The organism is Bradyrhizobium sp. AUGA SZCCT0222 (assembly GCF_018130205.1).
Lineage (GTDB): Bacteria > Pseudomonadota > Alphaproteobacteria > Rhizobiales > Xanthobacteraceae > Bradyrhizobium.
In genome coordinates this window covers 1-18,718 of record NZ_JAFCLX010000034.1, presented here as the reverse complement: position 1 = coordinate 18,718, position 18,718 = coordinate 1, and the positions used below count along the sequence as shown (strand labels likewise).

Annotated in this window: 17 protein-coding genes and 1 pseudogene; 12 read left to right on the top strand and 6 right to left on the bottom strand. The window is 60.9% G+C overall.

From position 1 onward, the window contains the following. Positions 1-267 precede the first annotated feature (267 nt). A complete protein-coding gene (locus tag JQ629_RS25625) occupies positions 268-780 on the bottom strand; it encodes an SRPBCC family protein (RefSeq protein ID WP_212414985.1) in 513 nt (170 codons plus the stop codon). A gap of 39 nt (positions 781-819) precedes the next feature. After that, positions 820-1,134, bottom strand: coding sequence for an ArsR/SmtB family transcription factor (locus tag JQ629_RS25620; RefSeq protein ID WP_212415022.1), 315 nt, complete (start codon positions 1,132-1,134; stop codon positions 820-822). A gap of 353 nt (positions 1,135-1,487) precedes the next feature. Between JQ629_RS25620 and JQ629_RS25615 the strand changes: the two genes are divergently transcribed. The 3 genes from JQ629_RS25615 (at position 1,488) to JQ629_RS25605 (ending at position 3,986) form a co-directional block, all read left to right on the top strand. Then, positions 1,488-2,105, top strand: a complete 618-nt coding sequence (locus JQ629_RS25615; RefSeq protein ID WP_212414984.1) for a LysE family translocator — start codon at positions 1,488-1,490, stop codon at positions 2,103-2,105. Between the two features lie 67 nt (positions 2,106-2,172). After that, complete coding sequence (locus tag JQ629_RS25610) at positions 2,173-3,147, top strand: DUF3592 domain-containing protein (RefSeq protein ID WP_349631323.1); 975 nt, start codon at positions 2,173-2,175, stop codon at positions 3,145-3,147. 83 nt (positions 3,148-3,230) lie between these two features. Then, positions 3,231-3,986, top strand: a complete 756-nt coding sequence (locus JQ629_RS25605) for a tetratricopeptide repeat protein (RefSeq protein ID WP_212414983.1) — start codon at positions 3,231-3,233, stop codon at positions 3,984-3,986. A gap of 240 nt (positions 3,987-4,226) precedes the next feature. Here the strand turns inward: JQ629_RS25605 and JQ629_RS25600 are convergent, their stop codons facing one another. Then, a complete protein-coding gene (locus JQ629_RS25600) occupies positions 4,227-5,030 on the bottom strand; it encodes an N-formylglutamate amidohydrolase (protein WP_212414982.1) in 804 nt (267 codons plus the stop codon). A gap of 99 nt (positions 5,031-5,129) precedes the next feature. Here JQ629_RS25600 and JQ629_RS25595 point away from each other — a divergent pair, with 99 nt between their 5' ends. The 3 genes from JQ629_RS25595 to JQ629_RS25585 all read left to right on the top strand — a co-directional run bounded on the left by JQ629_RS25595 (position 5,130) and on the right by JQ629_RS25585 (position 7,348). After that, positions 5,130-6,029: a transglutaminase family protein gene (locus JQ629_RS25595; RefSeq protein WP_212263103.1), complete on the top strand. Its 900-nt coding sequence runs from the start codon at positions 5,130-5,132 to the stop codon at positions 6,027-6,029. A 2-nt stretch (positions 6,030-6,031) separates the two neighbouring features. Then, entirely contained in the window at positions 6,032-6,844 is an 813-nt protein-coding gene (locus tag JQ629_RS25590) for a transglutaminase-like domain-containing protein (RefSeq protein ID WP_212263102.1), read from the top strand. Positions 6,845-6,949: 105 nt separating this feature from the next. Beyond that, on the top strand, positions 6,950-7,348 hold the full coding sequence (locus tag JQ629_RS25585; protein ID WP_212415020.1) for a gamma-glutamylcyclotransferase family protein: 399 nt from the start codon (positions 6,950-6,952) through the stop codon (positions 7,346-7,348). Positions 7,349-7,401: 53 nt separating this feature from the next. Here the strand turns inward: JQ629_RS25585 and JQ629_RS25580 are convergent, their stop codons facing one another. Beyond that, complete coding sequence (locus JQ629_RS25580; protein ID WP_212414981.1) at positions 7,402-7,968, bottom strand: chlorite dismutase family protein; 567 nt, start codon at positions 7,966-7,968, stop codon at positions 7,402-7,404. A gap of 275 nt (positions 7,969-8,243) precedes the next feature. Here JQ629_RS25580 and dnaG point away from each other — a divergent pair, with 275 nt between their 5' ends. The 3 genes and pseudogenes from dnaG (at position 8,244) to rpoD (ending at position 13,007) form a co-directional block, all read left to right on the top strand. Then, positions 8,244-10,238, top strand: coding sequence for a DNA primase (dnaG, locus tag JQ629_RS25575; RefSeq protein WP_212414980.1), 1,995 nt, complete (start codon positions 8,244-8,246; stop codon positions 10,236-10,238). 39 nt (positions 10,239-10,277) lie between these two features. Then, positions 10,278-10,622, top strand: a pseudogene (locus JQ629_RS25570) (DNA primase); the annotation flags it as partial. Positions 10,623-10,877: 255 nt separating this feature from the next. Next, complete coding sequence (gene rpoD, locus JQ629_RS25565) at positions 10,878-13,007, top strand: RNA polymerase sigma factor RpoD (protein WP_212207706.1); 2,130 nt, start codon at positions 10,878-10,880, stop codon at positions 13,005-13,007. A 327-nt stretch (positions 13,008-13,334) separates the two neighbouring features. On the opposite strand, the gene JQ629_RS25560 is transcribed toward rpoD, so the two are convergent. Further along, on the bottom strand, positions 13,335-13,571 hold the full coding sequence (locus JQ629_RS25560; protein ID WP_192736715.1) for a hypothetical protein: 237 nt from the start codon (positions 13,569-13,571) through the stop codon (positions 13,335-13,337). 129 nt (positions 13,572-13,700) lie between these two features. On the opposite strand from JQ629_RS25560, the gene JQ629_RS25555 reads away from it, so the two are divergent. Further along, positions 13,701-14,660, top strand: a complete 960-nt coding sequence (locus JQ629_RS25555; protein WP_212414979.1) for a DUF817 domain-containing protein — start codon at positions 13,701-13,703, stop codon at positions 14,658-14,660. A gap of 154 nt (positions 14,661-14,814) precedes the next feature. Here JQ629_RS25555 and JQ629_RS25550 read toward each other — a convergent pair whose 3' ends face one another. After that, on the bottom strand, positions 14,815-15,735 hold the full coding sequence (locus JQ629_RS25550) for an OmpA family protein (RefSeq protein ID WP_502753319.1): 921 nt from the start codon (positions 15,733-15,735) through the stop codon (positions 14,815-14,817). 149 nt (positions 15,736-15,884) lie between these two features. On the opposite strand from JQ629_RS25550, the gene JQ629_RS25545 reads away from it, so the two are divergent. Then, positions 15,885-16,688 (top strand): lytic murein transglycosylase, encoded by an 804-nt coding sequence (locus JQ629_RS25545; RefSeq protein WP_212414977.1) that lies wholly within the window; start codon positions 15,885-15,887, stop codon positions 16,686-16,688. Between the two features lie 226 nt (positions 16,689-16,914). Next, complete coding sequence (locus tag JQ629_RS25540) at positions 16,915-17,721, top strand: lytic murein transglycosylase (protein WP_212414976.1); 807 nt, start codon at positions 16,915-16,917, stop codon at positions 17,719-17,721. Positions 17,722-18,718: the final 997 nt, after the last annotated feature.

Here is an 18,718-nt window from a genome sequence, read left to right as displayed (position 1 = left end):
TACAGACTCTGTTCGGCTATCGCAATCAGGGCGGGTGATGGGGAGGATGGGCGTCGTGTGGCGCTGGGATGGCGGCAACTTCCGCCGTCGTCCCGGCCTTGAGCTCAGATGCGCAATTGCGCATCGGGGGACCCATACGCCGCGGCCCATCGGTGAGAGCGCAGGCGTTAGATACCTTCCTCAACAACGAACGCCGCGGCGTATGGGTCCCGGCGTTCGCCGGGACGACGAAAGAAATTGTCCGGGACGACGACTTGTGTGCCGGCACTACGGCGTCCCGATCCCCATCGCCTTCAGCGCGTCCAGCATGCGCTGCGGCGGCGCCATCTTGATCGCGAGCGGCTGACCGGTCTCCAGCACGCTCTTGAGGCTGGAGAGGATCGCCGGCCAGCCCTGGCGGCCGCCGGAGAGGATATCGTCGCTGATGGCGCGGTCGTGCGATTGCAGCATCGTCAGCTTCACCACCTCGCCCGACAGCTCGATCTCGTAGGTCACGAGCGTGGGCCCGAGTTTTTCCACCAGTGCCGGCCAGTTGACGTTCCAGGTTACGGTCAATTTCCGCGGCGGATCGCATTCGATCACCTCGCCGCTGATATGCACCGAACCGTCAGGCGCGCGGGCGATGAAAGCGCCGCCGATCTTCAGGTCGGCCTCGATCGCAAAGCCGGAAAAATACTGCCGGCTGAACTCGGCCGATGTCAGCGCCTGCCAAACCTTCTCCGGCGTGGCAGCGATGTAGATGGTGTAGACGATCGCGGGTTTGAATTTGTCGATGTTCATGACACGCCCTCGATGCCGAGGCGGGCGGCGAATTCCACCTTACTCATCACGCTTCTCCAGCTGCCGTTTCAATTCGCTGAGCGCGGTGAGCCTGCCGCGCTCGAATTTTTTGATCCAGCGTTCGCCGATCTGATGGATCGGAACCGGATTCAGATAGTGCAGCTTCTCGCGGCCATGCCTGAGCGTGGTGACGAGGTTGGCCGCTTCGAGGATCCCGAGGTGCTTGGTCACGGCCTGCCGCGTCATGGCGAGGCCGTCGCACAGTTCGCTCAGTGTCTGTCCGTTCCTGGCATGAAGCCTGTCCAGCAGCGCGCGTCGCGAGGCATCGGCCAGCGCTCGGAAGACCTCATCCATGGTGGGATAATAGGCAACCAAATGGTTGCATGTCAAGGGCGTGGTTTTGGGGCGTTCGCGGCGATGCAGGGAAGGTGAAGAAGCGCTCTTGCTCCGTCGTCCCGGCGAAGGCCGGGACCCATAACCACCGGCGGCAATTGCCTTGCACACTGGTCGTTATCGTCCATTTCCAACTACGCCGGCCGCGGCGTATGGGTCCCGGCCTTCGCCGGGACGACGAAATATATCTATGCCGTCATCCCTCTTTCCTCCACCCCTTCTCGCAAGCGGTGGAGCGGGAGATAGAGCACCGCTTCCATCTCCCCCGTTCACGTGCATAAATGGCGTAAGCTCCCTCCCACCCCGAGTTCCCCATGTCCCTCCAGGTCTATCTTGCTTTCGTCGCCGCCTGCATTGCGCTGGCGCTGCTGCCGGGTCCGGTGGTCACGCTCATCATCGCCAACGGCCTGCGCCACGGCACCCGCGCGGCGTTGATCAATGTCGCCGGCGCCCAGGTCGGCCTTGCCATCGTGATCGGCATCGTCGCGGTCGGCCTGACCTCGCTGATGGCGACGATGGGCTACTGGTTCGACTGGGTGCGTTTCGCGGGCGCGGCCTATCTGATCTGGCTCGGCATCAAGCTGGTTCGTGAACCGGTGGAGGGCATCAAATCAGACGAACCGCCACCGCCGCCGCGCGGCGGCTTCTTCCTGCAGGGCTTTCTGGTGCTGCTCTCGAACCCCAAGGTGCTGGTGTTCTTCGGCGCCTTCATCCCGCAGTTCATGGACATGAAGCAGGACCACTTCCCGCAAGTGGCGCTGCTCGGCGCGACGTTCATGGTGACTGCCGCCGTGACCGACGCGATCTATGCGCTGCTCGCCGGCCGTGCCCGATTGTTCTTTTCGGCACAGCGCACCCGGCTGGTGTCGCGGATCTCGGGCGGCTTCATGATCGGCGGCGGCATCTGGCTGGCGCTGACGCGGGCAAAATAGCACGCTTGAACCGAGGGCGGCGATCGCGCGTCTAATGCAACGCGCCGTCGTCTGAGGAAAAATCTTCGTGCCCGATCTGCCCTGGTTCGTCTTTGCGATGCTGCTCGCGCCGCTCGGGCTGTTGCTCGCGGCCGCGGTCTACAAGACGCTGCAGGTGCGCGCTGCCCGGGAGTGGCCGTCGGCGGCCGGCAAGATCGTGGCCTCGCACGCCCAGGTGCGCGAGGTCAGGGTGATCGATAGCAACCGGGAAGGCGGCTATCGCACCGAGCAGCGCAACTTCGCCAACGTCATCTACGAATATTCCGTGGCCGGCAAAACGCTGCGCAACAACCGCGTCAGCATCGGTGAGGACCTCGGCAATTTCGAGGTCGCCGAGACCATCGCCAAATATCCGGTCGGCGCCGGCGTGACAGTCTATTACAATCCGCGGCATCCAAAGGAAGCGGTGCTGGAACGCGACCTGCCCAAGGGTTTGTGGGGCTGTCTCGGCATCGGCACCGCGATCACGCTCGTGATCGTGTTCGGCTCGGCGATCGGGCTCAACAAACTGAGCGAATTCGTCGCTACGATGCTGCCCCATCCGACGGCTTCGCCATTGGTCATTGCCTTCGGCGCGTTCGGCAGCGTCATCGCGCTGTTCGCGCTCGCGATGCACCGGCAGGCACAGCTCGTCAGGAAATGGCCGGTGGTATCCGGCATCATCAAGCTGTCCGGTCTCGAGCAATACCGCGCCGCGCGAACCGACGACGGGGCGCGCGGGCAAATCATGTATCAGCGCAAGGTGCTCTACACGTACACCTACAACGACCAGTCCTACACCGGCACGCACGCAACCTTTTCCAGCATCGTCGCGTCGAGCTCGGACTGGCTGACGCGAAAACTCACGCCGCCTTATCAGGACGGCGCCAGGGTCAAGGTCTGGGTCAATCCCGCCAATCCGTCCGAAGCGACGCTGGAGCCGCGCGCGTCGTTCGTGTGGTTCCTTTGGCTGCTGGTGCTGGGGTTTGCGGGGCTGACCTATTACGTCGCCCTCCACGGCTAGGTTGCCTGAAGAACCCTCAAGGTCGCTTCTCTCTCAGGATCTGTGAGCGCAATCACAGTGAGCGCACCTGCCCGGTCGTACTCTTGCCGCTCATCATGAGAGAAAATCCGGTGCGACCTTTGCAGATCCCGAGCCGCCGATCCCTGACAGTTCTGCTGATCCTTTTCAGCGCAACGACCTGCGTGGCGGCTGATATCAGAAAAGATTGCCAGTCCGGCCGGATCGGTTCATGCACGCAAATCCTTCAGTCAAATCCCGCAGACTTCAATGCGCTCGCCAACCGAGGCATCGGGCTCAGGGTTAGCGGCGAGTATGACCGCGCCATCGCCGATCTCGACGCCGCGCTCCGCATCGATCCCGATATTGCCGGGCTGTATCTGGAACGGGGCCTGGCCTATGACGCCAAAGGTGAACACCAGCTTGCGATACGCGATTTCGACGAAGCCATAGGACGCGACCCCGATCTGGTGCAGGCGCATTTCGGCAGGGCAATGGCCCATCAAGCCGTCGGTCAACGCGAACTTTCGACCGTCGATATGGACAGTGCCATGCGCCTCGATCGAATGATGGTGGCCGCGCTGTATATGCAGCGAGGCAATCAGTTGAGAGCTATCGGGCATCACGGCGAAGCCATTGCTGCCTTCGATCGCACGATAGATATCAATGCCGGTTGGCCTTTGGCATGGTTCGGCCGTGCCGCATCGTTCGAGGAGATGGGCAACTCCAAACGGGCCGCGGCGGACTATCGAAAATGTATCGAACTGCCCGCGAAAACCGACACCGAACGTCAGCGGCAGCAAGAAGCCCGCGAGCGGCTGGATAAATTGGGCACGCCATAGGTCGGCTTCGATACCCGCCTCATAACGATTCACCGTTCGGCAGCGCTGCTTCACCCTCAGCTGGAGGGGGAGGGTCGCTCGCGCAGCGAGCGGGGTGGGGTGATCCATCCGCGAACGAGATGAAAATGAGTCCGGTAACAGTCCATCGTAACGTCGCTGAATAAGTGCGAGCCAATGAAGCACTGCCGTCGGTGATAGACTGTCACCCCACCCCGCCTGCCATGCGATTGATCCGTGAATCTAAATTACCTGCCGCGACCGAAAAATCGTCTCGATCTCACCAAGAATGCGCGCCAGCCGGTCGGCCCACGCTTTCTCGCCGGCCTGATCCGAAATCAGGTCCTGCCGGATTTCGATTCCCGTGTTCATCAGGCCGCGCGCCTCGGCGTGAACGGGGATGGTGTAGTCGGTCTGGTCGCTGACCGCGTAGGGTTCGTTGTCGCCGACCACCAGATCAGGCTCCGCGCGCAGCAATTGCAGCAGCAGCGGCGGCAATAGCTTGTCGCGCTGATAGAGCGTGCCGATGTGCCAGGGACGCGCGATGCCGGCATAAACCGGCGTAAAGCTGTGCAGCGAAACCAGTATCGTCGGCATCTTCCGTTGCCGGCGCGCGTCGATGATCTCGCCGATGCGACGGTGATAGGGATCGAAGATCTGCGTTCGGCGCAATTCCGCGGCTTCTCGCGCGATGCCTTCATTGCCGGGGATCGTCGTGGTTTCGCTGATGAGCGGGATCGAGCTTGCGACATCAGGCGGGCGGTTGCAGTCGATCACCAGCCGCGAATAGCGCTGCACGATCAGATGCGCGCCGAGATGCTTCGACAGCATCTCGGCAACCCCGGCGATGCCGATGTCCCAGGCGATGTGCCGCACGAGTTCGCGTTCCGGCAATCCGAGATCGCCGAGCGCTTGCGGAATCAGCCGTCCGTAATGGTCACAAGTGAGCAGAAACGGCGAGCGTCCCGAATCATTATATTCGCGGACCGGGGGAACATCCGCAGGCCCCAGGAGTAATGATGTGTCGCCGACGCGGTTCAATGCCATTTTTCCTTACGTATTGCCTATCGAAGCGGCATATCGGTCTACAAATGAGCAGGTTTTTGTATAGATTAGCCGGCCCAAAATCACGATGATTGTTTGACGATGCCGTTACTCACGATTCACCACAAGACCGTATATCGCTACACGCACCCGGTGGCGTTCGGCGAACACCGCATCATGCTGCGTCCGCGTGACGGCCATGATCTGCGCGTGCTGTCCGGCAGCCTCGAGATCGAGCCGCAGCCGATGCAGCTGCGCTGGATCCATGACGTGTTTGGCAACAGCGTCGCGATCGCGACCTTCGACGAGCGCGCGCAGACGCTGTCGTTTACTTCGATGGCTACGATCGAGCACAACCCGGCGGAAGAATTCGCGCTGACCGCGGATGACCCGGCCTACTTCTATCCCTTCCAGTACGACGACGAAGAGTTTCCCGATCTGGTGCAGTTCATCACGCCGCAATATGGCGATCCCAACGGGGATCTGTCGTTCTGGGCGCGGGGATTTCTCGAATCCGACGGGCCGACGCGGACCTACAACATTCTCAGCGGCATGACCCATGGCATCCGCGAAGCTTTCACCTATCGCAAGCGTCACGAGCAGGGCACACAGCATCCTCTCGATACGCTGCAGACGAAGTCGGGCACCTGCCGCGACTATGCGCTGTTCATGATCGAGGCGCTGCGGCGGCTCGGCATCGCCGCGCGATTCGTGTCCGGCTATCTCTTCATTCCCGGCGATAGTGCGCATGGTTATGTCGGCGGCGGCTCGACGCATGCATGGGTGCAGGTCTATCTGCCGAGCGCGGGCTGGATCGAATTCGATCCGACCAATGGCATCATCGGCACCCGCGACCTCATTCGTGTCGCGGTAGCGCGCGATCCGCGCCAGGCTATCCCGCTGCACGGCGCCTATCTCGGCTCGGCGGACGCCTTCGTCGGCATGGAGGTCAATATCAACGTCGTCTCCGTCATTGACGAAGCGCAGGCGGAAAAGGTCTGATCATGGAGATCAAGGTCGGCTTCGAGATCGCCTATGCGGCCGTGCAGCCGACGCCGATGGTGATCATGCTCTCGATCCATCCGTCGCGTTTTTCCGACATCGTCGGCACGGAAAGCATTGTCGCCGAGCCTGACGTGCCGATCGGTTTTTATCGCGACATCTTCGGCAATGTCTGCGGTCGGCTGGTGGCCCCCAGCGGCGGCGTGACCTTGCGCGGCAGCGCGCTGGTTCGCGATTCCGGATTGCCCGATATTGTGATGCCGACCGCGCAACAGATTCCGATCGACCAGTTGCCGGACGAGGTGCTGCAATATCTGATGCCGAGCCGCTATTGCGAGACCGACAAGCTCACCGATATCGCCTGGTCGCTGTTCGGCAACACGCCCGAGGGCTGGGCGCGGGTGCAGGCGATCGTCGAGTTCGTGCACAACCATGTGACGTTCGGCTACCAGCATGCGCATCACATGAAGTCGGCGCACGACGTCTACGAGCAGGGCGCCGGCGTGTGCCGCGATTTTGCCCATCTGGCGCTGACCTTCTGCCGCTGCATGAACATCCCGGCGCGCTATTGCACCGGTTATATGGGCGACATCGGCATCCCGCCGGATCCCGCGCCGATGGATTTCTCCGGCTGGTTTCAGGTCTACCTGTCCGGCCAGTGGTACACCTTCGACGCCCGGCACAATCACCCGCGGATCGGCCGCATCCTGATGGGCACCGGCCGCGACGCCGCCGACGTCGCGCTGACCACGAGTTTTGGGCGGATGGACCTTGTGAAATTCGTCGTCGTCAGCGACGAGGTGGTGGTGGCTTAGGTCGCGCACTCTCCGCCGTCATTGCGAGCGCAGCGAAGCAATCCATTCTTCCTTTTTCAGGGCAAGATGGATTGCTTCGCTGCGCTCGCAATGACAAAAAGCGCCATGATCTCCGACCGTCTGTTCGTCTACGGCACCCTGATGCGCGGCTTCGACCATCCGATGGCGAAGCTGCTGTCGCGCAGCGCCGATTTCATCGGCGAGGCCACGTGCCGCGGCCGGCTCTATCTCATCAAGCATTATCCGGGATTGGTGCTGTCGGACGATCCTGCCGACATCGTGTCCGGCGAATTGTATCGCCTGCGCGACCGCGAAGCGTTGCTCGGCGAGTTCGACATGTACGAGGCCTGCGGCCCGGGCTTTCGGGCGCCGACCGAATATTTGCGGCAGATGCTGAACGTCACGCTCGCCGACGGCAGCGCAAGCGAGGCGTGGACGTATGTCTACAACTGGCCGGTCAGCGGCCTGCCGCGCATCGCTTCGGGGAAGTTTCTGGAGCAGTAGCCAACCGGTGTTGCGCTTACCCTCTCCCGCTTGCGGAAGAGGGAGTGGACCAGCTACTCCGCATCCAGCCGTTCCTGCTCCAGCCGTACATCTACTTCACGCTCGACATACGTCCATTCCTCGGTCGCGCGCAGCGTCGCGACCAGTTCATCGAACAGCGCGGCATTCGCCGGGTCGTATTCGAACCAGGTCAGGAAATCGAAGGGCTCGCCGAGGTCGCGGCAGTGATAGAGCTGGCGGGCGATCGCCGGGAGATATTTCAGGCTGGCGGCGATATGCTGCGACTTGTCCTCGAAAATCCCGCGCCGCTCTTCCTGCGTCAGGTCCCACCACGCGGCGTTCTTCTTGATCGGGATCAGCGCCGCGCGGGTCGCTTCGGGGCGCCCGAGCCCGGCCTGCACCGCCACCAGCTGGGTTTTCTCGGCGCGCTCGGTATAGCGCACATGGCTCGCGACCCCGGCGAGCCGCCAGGAGGTCTGCGAGGGCAGGATCGGCAGCGCGATCGAGGAGGAATGGACGATCGACAGCGCCGGCGTGCGCAACAGCCCCGCGCCCTTGACCGCGGCCTGCGACACCACCTGCCAGGCCCCGCTTTGCCCGCCTCTGAAGGTCGTGAACATCGGGACATGGAAGCGTGGAACCGGGCGGGGGGCAAGCGGATACGCATTAGCCTTGTATTAACAGTCTCAATACTATTCGTAGTATTATCTCAACAAATGGTATCGATAAGTGGTATTGTGGATAAGTCGAAGTCCGGGGATATTGACGAGAACGTATAATGAACATTACGCTCGCCCACTGGCGTTGTTGCTCACGATTCGCGAGCGTGATTAGCGAGCGTAGCCACGCTCTCCCCGCGAATCGTAGTGAAATTGTGAAGTGAGTGAGATAGCGCATGCGCTTCACGCCTAGTTTTCTAGACGAGATAAAAGCACGCCTGCAGGTTTCAGACGTCGTGGGACGCCGCGTTAAACTGAAGAAGGCGGGACGCGAATGGAAAGGCCTGTCACCATTTCAGCAAGAGAAGTCGCCGTCCTTCACGGTTAATGATCAGAAGCAATTCTATCACGACTTCTCAACGGGCAAGCACGGCAACATTTTCGACTTCGTTATGGAGACGGAGGGCGTCTCCTTTCCTGAAGCTGTCGAGCGCCTTGCATCTTTGGCAGGCCTCCCGATACCGCGCACCTCCCGTGAGGAGGAGCAGAGAGAAGAGCGGGCAAAGTCCCTCTTCGACGTAATGGAACTAGCAACGAAGTACTTCGAACAGAATCTTGCTTCGAACGTAGGCGCGCAAGCTCGCGGATATTTGTCGGATCGCGCAATTACTCCATCGACAACTGTTGAGTTTCGACTCGGCTATGCGACGGCCAATCGGTTCGGGCTAAAGGAATTCTTGGGATCGAAGGGAGTATCCGTCGGAGACATGATCGAGACTGGTCTGCTCATCGCTGGTGATGATATTCCGGTTCCTTACGATCGCTTCCGGGATCGAGTGATGATTCCGATCCACGATCAGCGAGGTCGTGTAATCGGATTCGGTGGTCGTGCGCTTAAGAGCGAGGTTCAACCGAAGTATTTGAACTCTCCTGAAACGTCGATTTTTCACAAGGGCTCGGTCGTCTTTAATTTTCATCGCGCTCGCGAGCCTGCCCACAAGGCAGGGTCAGTTGTTGCCGTTGAAGGATACATGGATGCTATTGCCATCTATCAGGCGGGCATTAAGGGCGTTGTAGCAACGATGGGAACTGCCTTTACGGAAGAGCAGGTCACGGCGTTGTGGAGGCTCTCGTCTGAGCCGGTGGTCTGTTTCGATGCGGACCGGGCCGGTATTGCGGCGGCTCATCGGTCTATTGATCGGATTTTGCCGTTGTTGACAGTTGGGAAGTCATTTCAATTTGCCTTCATGGTGGGCGAGAAAGATCCTGACGATCTTATTCGCGAGAGAGGCGTTGAGGCATTCAAAGATGTTCTCGCAGGGGCGTTGCCTATCTGGGACGTCTTGTGGTCGCGCGAGACGGAAGGCGTCAACGTCAAGAGTCCCGATAGTCAGGCTTCACTAGAAAAGAAACTAACCGCACTTGTTCGAACAATTAGAGATTCTTCCGTTCAAACTGCGTACGTCCGCACTTCTCGCCTGCAACTCGCGGAGTTGTTTTGGCAGGCAGTGAGAGGTAAGCCAAAGAGCGACTTCGTTTCGTACGCTGCGCGAGATGGCAAGGCTAGAGCTAGAAGAGATGGCAAGACAAAGATTGAAATCGACCAACCCGTTTCCATTGAGTTGAAGAGCGGGTTGGAAGACCGAGAACACAGTCGGCAAAAAGTCTTGCTCGGCATGCTTGTGCACTATCCGCAATTCCTGGACGAAAAACAGGACACCATTCTGCGATTGAAATTCGCAGCGGATTTAGACCGATTTTGCAGCGCGCTGTATCAATTGCTTGTCATGGAAAAGGAATTGTCCGTGCAGCAAATCTACAGTCGCCTTGGAGATGTTTTTTATAATGTTCTGCACGACATCCACGGTATGAGCCCGGATGGCCGCTCTTGGGGGCATAAGCTTTTTGCTCGGTTTCCGCTGCTTGCCATTACCCCACCCCCTCCGCTGGATTTTGTTTCGAAATCGATGGATCACCTAGCCCGGAGAGTTCATCTCGATGAATTGGATTACGATATCCAGCGGGCCAAAACTTCGGCTGGGGATAACGACAATGCGTTCGATCTCTTGCTGAGCCTGATTCGAGAGCGCCAAAATGAACATGCTAACATCGAGGTAGAGGGAGCCGAACTAGCGGAAGAAGCAGCAGAGATTCGAAGATTCGCGGTACCCAATTACAAGAAAACCGCGCTTGCTGCACCGCAGCATTTAGCTGAAGTGGTCCTTGGGTAGCAGAGTTTTTTGGCGCGATAGGTCGAATCGTAAGGATCGCAGCAGATGATAAAAATGCGCGCCGATCTCGAAGCGCGCGGATTTTCGCAAGTTCTTCAAAGGGTTGGCAGCGCGATCACGACCGGGGCGGTCTGGGGCGTGCAGATCGGCGCCGCCCGGGAAGACGTTCTTTCCACCTGGCAGCAACTCGTTGCCTTGCATCAGAAAACACACGCCTTACTTAGGGAAAAGAAGGATGCCGAGCTGGCCCTGGGCGAGGACCCCAGCGAGGCCCATCTGGCGTGGCTAAAGGACGTCAGCGCCCGTTTGGAGTCGCTGGACGGCACCGAAGCCCTGATCGAGGGTTTTGGCGAGCTTTCAGGCCGGTTCCGGCAAAGCGTCTGATTAAGCGTCAGATGAAAAAATGATGCGGACGGTTCGTGCCGGAGCCGTTAAAAGACTCGCCAAACCCATGGTTTGGCTGCAAAAACAGGGTTAAGCGAAGCTTAAGAGCCTTACGGCTAGTAGACATATAACCGGCGAAACGGGGATTCGGGGTGGCGATAGTCTGCGCCGCCCTTTCCGCGTCGAGTAACTTTTGTTTTCTTTGCAAGGTGCGGCGGCCGCATCCTGCATGAGCGCGTTTCGGGAGCTTGATGAATGGCCACCAAGGCAAAGACGCTGCAGGTTAAGGACAAGGAAAAAGACGACAAGGCAGCGGACGCCCCCGAGAAGGACTCGCCGGACGCCCCGTCGCCGTTGCTCGATCTTTCGGATGCCGCCGTCAAGAAGATGATCAAGCAGGCCAAGAAGCGCGGCTTCGTGACCTTCGATCAGCTCAACGAAGTTTTGCCTTCCGACACCACCTCGCCCGAACAGATCGAAGACATCATGTCGATGCTGTCGGACATGGGCATCAACGTGTCCGAGGCTGAAGAAGCCGACTCTGAGGACGAGAAGGAAGAGGCCGACGACGAGACCGACAACGAGCTTGTCGAGGTCACGCAGAAGGCCGTCACCGAGGTCAAGAAATCCGAGCCCGGCGAGCGCACCGACGATCCCGTCCGCATGTATCTGCGCGAGATGGGCACGGTCGAGCTGCTGTCGCGCGAGGGCGAAATCGCGATCGCAAAGCGCATCGAGGCCGGCCGCGAGGCGATGATCGCAGGCCTCTGCGAAAGCCCGCTGACCTTCCAGGCCATCATCATCTGGCGCGACGAGCTCAACGAAGGAAAGATCTTCCTTCGCGACATCATCGATCTCGAAGCCACCTATGCCGGCCCCGACGCCAAGAACAACATGAACCCGGCGATGCTGGCGGCGCCCGTTGGCCCCGACGGCCAGCCGGTCGCTGCTGCCAACGGCAATGGCGCACCCGCGCATGTCGCGCCGCCGGCCGCCCCGCCGTCGGCGACGCCGTTCCGTGCAGCACCAGCATCCGCGCCCGGTGGCGACACCGAGGAAAAGGATCCGGCTGAAGCTGCCGCCGAAGGCGACATGGACGACGACGAGTTCGAAAACCAGATGTCGCTCGCCGCCATCGAGGCCGAGCTGAAGCCGAAGGTGGTCGAAACCTTCGACAAGATCGCTTCCGAGTACAAGAAGCTGCGGCGTCTTCAAGAACAAGACATCGCCAACCAGCTGCAGAGCGAGACGCTGTCGCCCTCGCAGGAGCGCAAATACAAGAAGCTGAAGGACGAAATCATCGTCGAGGTGAAGTCGCTGCGGCTCAACCAGGCCCGTATCGATTCACTGGTCGAGCAGCTCTACGACATCAACAAGCGCCTGGTCTCGTTCGAGGGCCGCCTGCTGCGCCTCGGCGACAGCCACGGCGTCGCGCGCGAAGACTTTTTGCGCAATTATCAAGGCTCGGAGCTCGATCCGCGCTGGCTCAACCGTGTCTCAAAACTCTCGGCCAAAGGCTGGAAGAATTTCGTCCATCACGAAAAGGACCGCATCAAGGATTTGCGCCACGAGATCCAGTCGCTGGCAGCATTGACCGGGCTCGAGATCGGCGAATTCCGCAAGATCGTGCACGGCGTGCAGAAGGGCGAGCGCGAAGCGCGCCAGGCCAAGAAGGAAATGGTCGAGGCGAATCTGCGTCTCGTGATTTCGATCGCCAAGAAATACACCAACCGCGGCCTGCAGTTCCTCGACCTGATCCAGGAAGGCAATATCGGCCTGATGAAGGCGGTCGATAAGTTCGAATACCGCCGCGGCTACAAGTTCTCGACCTATGCGACATGGTGGATCCGGCAGGCGATCACGCGCTCGATCGCCGACCAGGCGCGCACCATCCGCATTCCCGTGCACATGATCGAGACCATCAACAAGATCGTGCGCACGAGCCGCCAGATGCTGAACGAGATCGGCCGCGAACCGACCCCGGAAGAGCTCGCCGAAAAGCTCGGCATGCCCCTGGAGAAGGTGCGGAAAGTTCTGAAGATCGCGAAAGAGCCGCTCTCGCTCGAAACCCCCGTCGGCGACGAGGAAGATTCGCATCTCGGCGATTTCATCGAGGACAAGAACGCGATCCTCCCCATCGACGCAGCGATCCAGTCCAACCTGCGCGAAACCACCACGCGCGTGCTGGCCTCGCTGACGCCCCGCGAAGAACGCGTGCTCCGCATGCGCTTTGGCATCGGCATGAACACCGACCACACGCTGGAAGAAGTCGGCCAGCAGTTCTCGGTCACCCGCGAACGCATCCGTCAGATCGAAGCCAAGGCGCTGCGCAAGCTGAAGCATCCGTCGCGGTCGCGGAAGCTGCGGAGCTTCCTGGATAACTAGCTTGTCATTGCCGGGCTTGACCCGGCAATCCATCGAAACAAAGCGGCGGGCGAAAGCCCGCCGTTTTTGCTTGGCCTAGCCTGCATTAAGCTGCCGTCGCGATGAGACCGGATCACGCTGCCTCCACGCCGCCGGTGCGCTCCCTCTCCCGCTTGCGGGGGAGGGCGGGGTGGGGGTGCCGCCGCGAGTCACGCTGAGTCACAGGGGCGAGGATCGTCCAGCATTCACAATCGTCATGCCCGGGCTTGTCCCGGGCATCCACGTCTTGGCTTCAAATAATCAGGAAAGACGTGGATGGCCGGGACAAGCCCGGCCATGACGAAAACCCTACTTCTTCTTCGCCCCGACCCGGCTGATGCTCTTGATCTCCAGCGGCGTGCGGCCGGATTTCTCGGCGATTTCGCGGTCCTGCTCGAGGATGAAAGCACGCGCCGGCTCGTCGCCGTCGAGCCCGCCGAGCAATTCGGCAGGCACGCGCCGGTTGGAGCGCTGCGAGTCGTCCTCATAGACGACATTGAAAAAGGCAAACTCGCCTTTGGGATTGGTCCCGGGTTTCTTGGCCATGCGGGCTTGTCCTCGATAAGGACGCCGCTGTCAAAGAAAAATGAGGGACGCATAGACGGCGCGCAAACTGAGCGAAATCTGCAAATATTCGCCTACTTTGCACCGCCTTCCGCCGCCACCGTCGATGGCATGCATCGCGACCCCGATCAAACCCCCGACACGCCAGAGCTGAGCGCCGCCGCGATCTGGCCGCCGCTTCGTCCGTTCATCTCGGGCGAGCGGCGCCTTGGCCGCTTCATGGCGCAGCGGCGGTGGACGGCATGGCTTTACGAGTTCCTGCGCTTCGGGCTGAAGCAGGGCTGGGCCTGCCTGTTCGGCGGCATCGCGGTGGCGCTGATGATCGCGACCTGGCGCTACTATCCGGCGGATGCAGTAGTTCCGCGTTACGACTTCCTGCTTCTGTGCATGATCGCCGTCCAGGCAGCACTGCTCGCAGGCCGGCTGGAGACATCAGACGAGGCAAAGATCATCCTGATCTATCACGTGGTCGGCACCGCGATGGAGGTCTTCAAGACTTCCGTGGGCTCCTGGATTTACCCGGAGCCGAGTTTGTTCCGCATGGGTGGCGTACCGCTGTTCACCGGCTTCATGTATTCCTGCATCGGCAGCTATCTCTGCCGCGCCTGGCGCCTGTTCGATTTCACCTTTTCGAACCACCCGCGGCCGCGCAGCCTGATCGCGCTCAGCATTGCCGCCTATCTCAACTTCTTCACCCATCATTTCATCGTCGATCTGCGTTGGCTGTTGTTCGCAGCATCCGCGTGGCTGTTCGGCCGCACCACGATCCATTTCAGGGTCTGGCACATCAGCCGCGCGATGCCGCTGCTGCTCGGCCTCCTGCTAGTGTCCGTGTTCATCTGGCTATCGGAAAACATCGGGACGTTCACGAAAATCTGGCTCTATCCGTCGCAACGGCACGGCTGGTCGATGGTCTCCATCGACAAGCTCGGCTCCTGGTTCCTGCTGCTGATCATCAGCTACACGCTGGTGAGTTTGATCAATGCGCCAAGGGCGATGATCGCTACTCAAAGCAAGGTGGATTCACGTCAGACAGGTGCGGCAAGTGCGGTTATCAAGGCATCCGCCTGACGCTTCCTCTTCGCCCTGTTGACGTCCCGCTTTACGGCGCCCTTGCGCAAAGCTAGCGCGCGCCGGCCTCCTCACCAATCCATCGTGCGGGTCAGAGCGTTTCGTTGGTCGGATACTTTCGTTACCAAAGATCTTCAACGTGGCGCTGGCGTCCCTACGGCGCCACCAACTCCACCCGTCTATTCAACGCCCGTCCCGCCTCACTCGCATTCGACCCCACCGGCGACAGATGCGCGACGCCCGCCGTGCGCAGCCGCGGCGCGCCGATGTGATACGTCTTCACCAGTTCTTCGGCGATTGCCTCGGCGCGGCGGCGCGACAGGTCGAGGTTGTAGGTGTAGGGGCCCTGGCTGTCGGTGTGGCCGACGATGAAGACATTGAGCGCCACTTGCGAAGCCATCAGCTTCGCGATCTGTTCGAGGGTGGGGCGGCTCTCGGGCCGGATGATCGCCTTGTCGGTGTCGAAGTAGATGCCGTAGAGCGCGACGCGGCCGGTCTCGCGCAGGCCCTTTTCCATGACGGTGGCATCCACCATCTTGTTCTCGATCGCGCCGAGTTCTGCGATCGTGAGCTGCGCGTAGATATCGCGGTTGTTCTCGCTGACGACGACGCTGGCATAGGTCTCGCGCCCGTTCTCGCTCTTGCGCGCCGAAAAGTAATGGTAGTTGAAGCCGTCCACCCACATCTGCGGGATCGGCAGCGCCTCGATCGCCTCGGTGAAGGGAATGCCGCCGCAGGCGTCAGTGTCGCAGCTCAGCAGCGTCTCGAATCCGGCTTTTGTCAGTTGCGTCTCGAAATTCCGCGAGACTTCTACAATCGAGGGGCCGGGACTGGTGCGATAGGCGATGCGGGTGATGCGGCCTTCGAGGCGCGGCGTATCCGATGGCTTGCCGTCCTTGAAGACGGCTGCCTGCATCCGCGCGACATCGAAATTCTTCACTTGGTGTCCTGAGATCACGCTGCCGGAGAAACGGCCGATGCCGGGAAAATCCTTTGAGCCCGCGACATCGCGGGTCTGTGCCAGGGCCGCGGCCGGCGCGAGCGAAAAGGCGAGCAAGACGAGGAGCAGCTTCATGATCGCGTGGGGAAGGGCCATTCGGAAAATCTCTGCATTTTTGGGAAAGATACCGGCCAAGCGGCCCTGCCGCAACGCTCGAAGCGCGGCGGCAGACGTGCTAGAAGCAGGCCTGATATTCCGGCACCCACACTGAAGATGGTTTCCCCATGTACTTCTTTCGCCATGCCTTTGCCTTCTGCTCCCTTGTTCTCGCCGTTTTCTTCGCGCCCCTCTCGCAGGCCAATGCCGCGCAATGCGGCAACTCTGCCGCCGGCTTCGACGCCTGGAAGCAGTCGTTCGCCGGCGAGGCACGTGCCAAGGGCATCAGCGCCGCGACCATCCAGGCCATGATGGCGACGAATTACGCGCAGGCGACCATCAACGCCGATCGCGGCCAGCGCAGTTTTCAGCTGTCGCTCGATCAATTCCTCGCCAAGCGCGGCGCCAACGCAATCGTCGCCAAGGGACGGCAGTTGAAGAATTCGCAGGCCGCGCTGTTTTCCTCCATTCAGCAGCGCTACGGCGTGCCGCCGGGGCCGCTGCTCGCGATCTGGGGCATGGAAACCGGTTTCGGCGCCGTGCGCGGCAACCAGAACATGCTCTCCTCGATCACGACGCTGGCCTATGACTGCCGGCGCACGGCCTACTTCACCGAGCACCTTTACGCGGCGCTGCAATTGATCGATCGCGGCGTGCTGTCGCCAAACCAGCGCGGCTCCATGCACGGCGAAGTCGGCCAGACCCAGTTCATGCCAAAAGCCATTCTGGCCTACGGCACCGGTAATCTGGAAAACTCCGCCAACGCGCTGAGCTCGGCCGCGAATTTCCTCAAAGCCCATGGCTGGCGCGCCGGCGCCGGCTACCAGCCCGGCGAACCCAACTTCGCCGCCATCCAGGCCTGGAACGCCGCCGGCGTCTATCAAAAGGCGATTGCGCTGATGGGCCGGCAGATTGATGGGGGGAGTGAGTGAGGGGTGGCGTGGTGTGAACCACAAATAAAGCTGTCGTCCCGGCGAAGGCCGGGACCCATAACCACAGGCGGCAATTGGGTTACACGCTGATCGTTATCTTCCTTTACTAACAACGAAGGCCGCGGCGTATGGGTCCCGGCCTTCGCCGGGACGACAATAAGACATCTCCTCCGCACCCCCATCTCATGGCATGATCGACACAACCTGCACGTCACAAGGGATTCGCATGCTCAAGCTTTGTTTGGCCGTATTGTTCGGCGCCGTCATCGCCGCCAGCCCCGCTCACGCCGCCCGCTGCGGCGGCGATTTCAATGCCTTCGTGGCGGCGATATCGCAGGAGGCCGCTGCCGCCGGCGTTTCGCAGGGCGTGATTTCGCAGGCGCTGTCCGGTGTGACGCAGGATCCGGCGGTGCTGGCCTTCGACCGGCGCCAGCGCGGCACCTTCAACAAAACCTTCGAGCAATATGTCTCGACCCGCGTCGGGCCCGGGCGGATCAAGATGGGACGGCAGATGCTGCTGAAGCACGCCTCGCTGCTGTCGCGGATCGAGAAGCAGTACGGCGTGCCGCCGGAGATCATCGTCGCGATCTGGGGACTGGAATCCGATTTCGGCAAGGGCGACGTCGGCAAGATGCCGGTCGTCCGCACGCTCGCCACCATGGCGCATGATTGCCGCCGCACCGAACTGTTCCAGGGTGAGCTGATCGCCGCGCTCAAGATCGTGCAACGCGGCGACCTGCCGCTACGCGACATGATCGGCGCCTTCGCCGGCGAAATCGGCCAGACGCAATTTTTGCCGTCGTCCTACATCAAATACGGCGTCGATTTCGACGGCAACGGCCACGTCGACCTGCGCCACAGCGTCCCCGACGTGCTCGCCTCCACCGCCAACCTGCTGCACGTCTCCGGCTTCAAGCCCGGCGCGCCCTACAGCGAAGGCACGCCGAATTTCGAAGCGATGCGCGAGTGGAACAGAGCCACGATCTATCGCAAGACGATCGGGTACTTTGCGGATCAGCTGGCGGGGCGGTAGGTCTCCGTCATTCCGGGGCGCGCGCGGCGCGAACCCGGAATCCATTACCCCGCATGCGCTGCCGCCCAATGGATTCCGGGCTCGATGCTACGCATCGCCCCGGAATGACGGCTTGATGTGGGACGCCGTCCTCTCCCCGTCATTGCGAGCGCAGCGAAGCAATCCATATTGCGCCAAGCCGAGGCATGGATTGCTTCGCTCCGCTCGCAATGACGGCGGCTGCGACAAAACAACCCGACGGGCAAATCAGTTCCGCTTTCCAGAAATCATGTCAAGTCCAAAATTTCCGAAAATCAAAAATATTTTCCTTCCCTTCGACCCCAAATCACCTGCACATCTATGCCCATCCCGTCCCACTCAGAGGGGCGTCGGCCGTCGTCATGACGAGGGGCGGGTCGCGGTGGACGTTGACGTTGCGATTGACGGTCGCGGCTGAAGCGTACGGCAAAAGCGTGTGGTCCTGGCGCCCGTAACGGCGTCAAGTCTTTCGGGAGCTAACGCTTTCGAGGGGCGACGGTGGCAATAGAGGCCGTCTCACCGGGGAGAGCGCGTTATAAGCCGTAAAGCCATTGCGCAGGGAATGTCGGATGTTCTCCGCTGCCCTGTATGCTCGTGTGCAGCATTCTTATGCACAATCGCACGCGAGACCGCGGGTGCAGCGCGCATCCGGCATTCCCTGCGCCCTCTGGATTTTTGAGGGCGGAAGAGTTTCTTGCAAACCTCGGGCGCATCGCGCCGCGAGATCGCGAAGGTGTGTTCTTAGTCGTCGTCCCGGACAAGCGAAGCGCGATCCGGGACCCATACGCCGCGGCCCCGTCGGTGAGAGCGCTGGCGTTAGAGACCTTGAGCAACAACAACTGCCGCGGAGTATGGGTCCCGGCCTTCGCCGGGACGACGCGGAGCAAGGATGAAAACCGAATCGCAAAATTGTCTTCGTCGTCCCGGACAAGCGAAGCGCGATCCGGGACCCATACGCCGCGGCCTCTCGGCGAGAGCG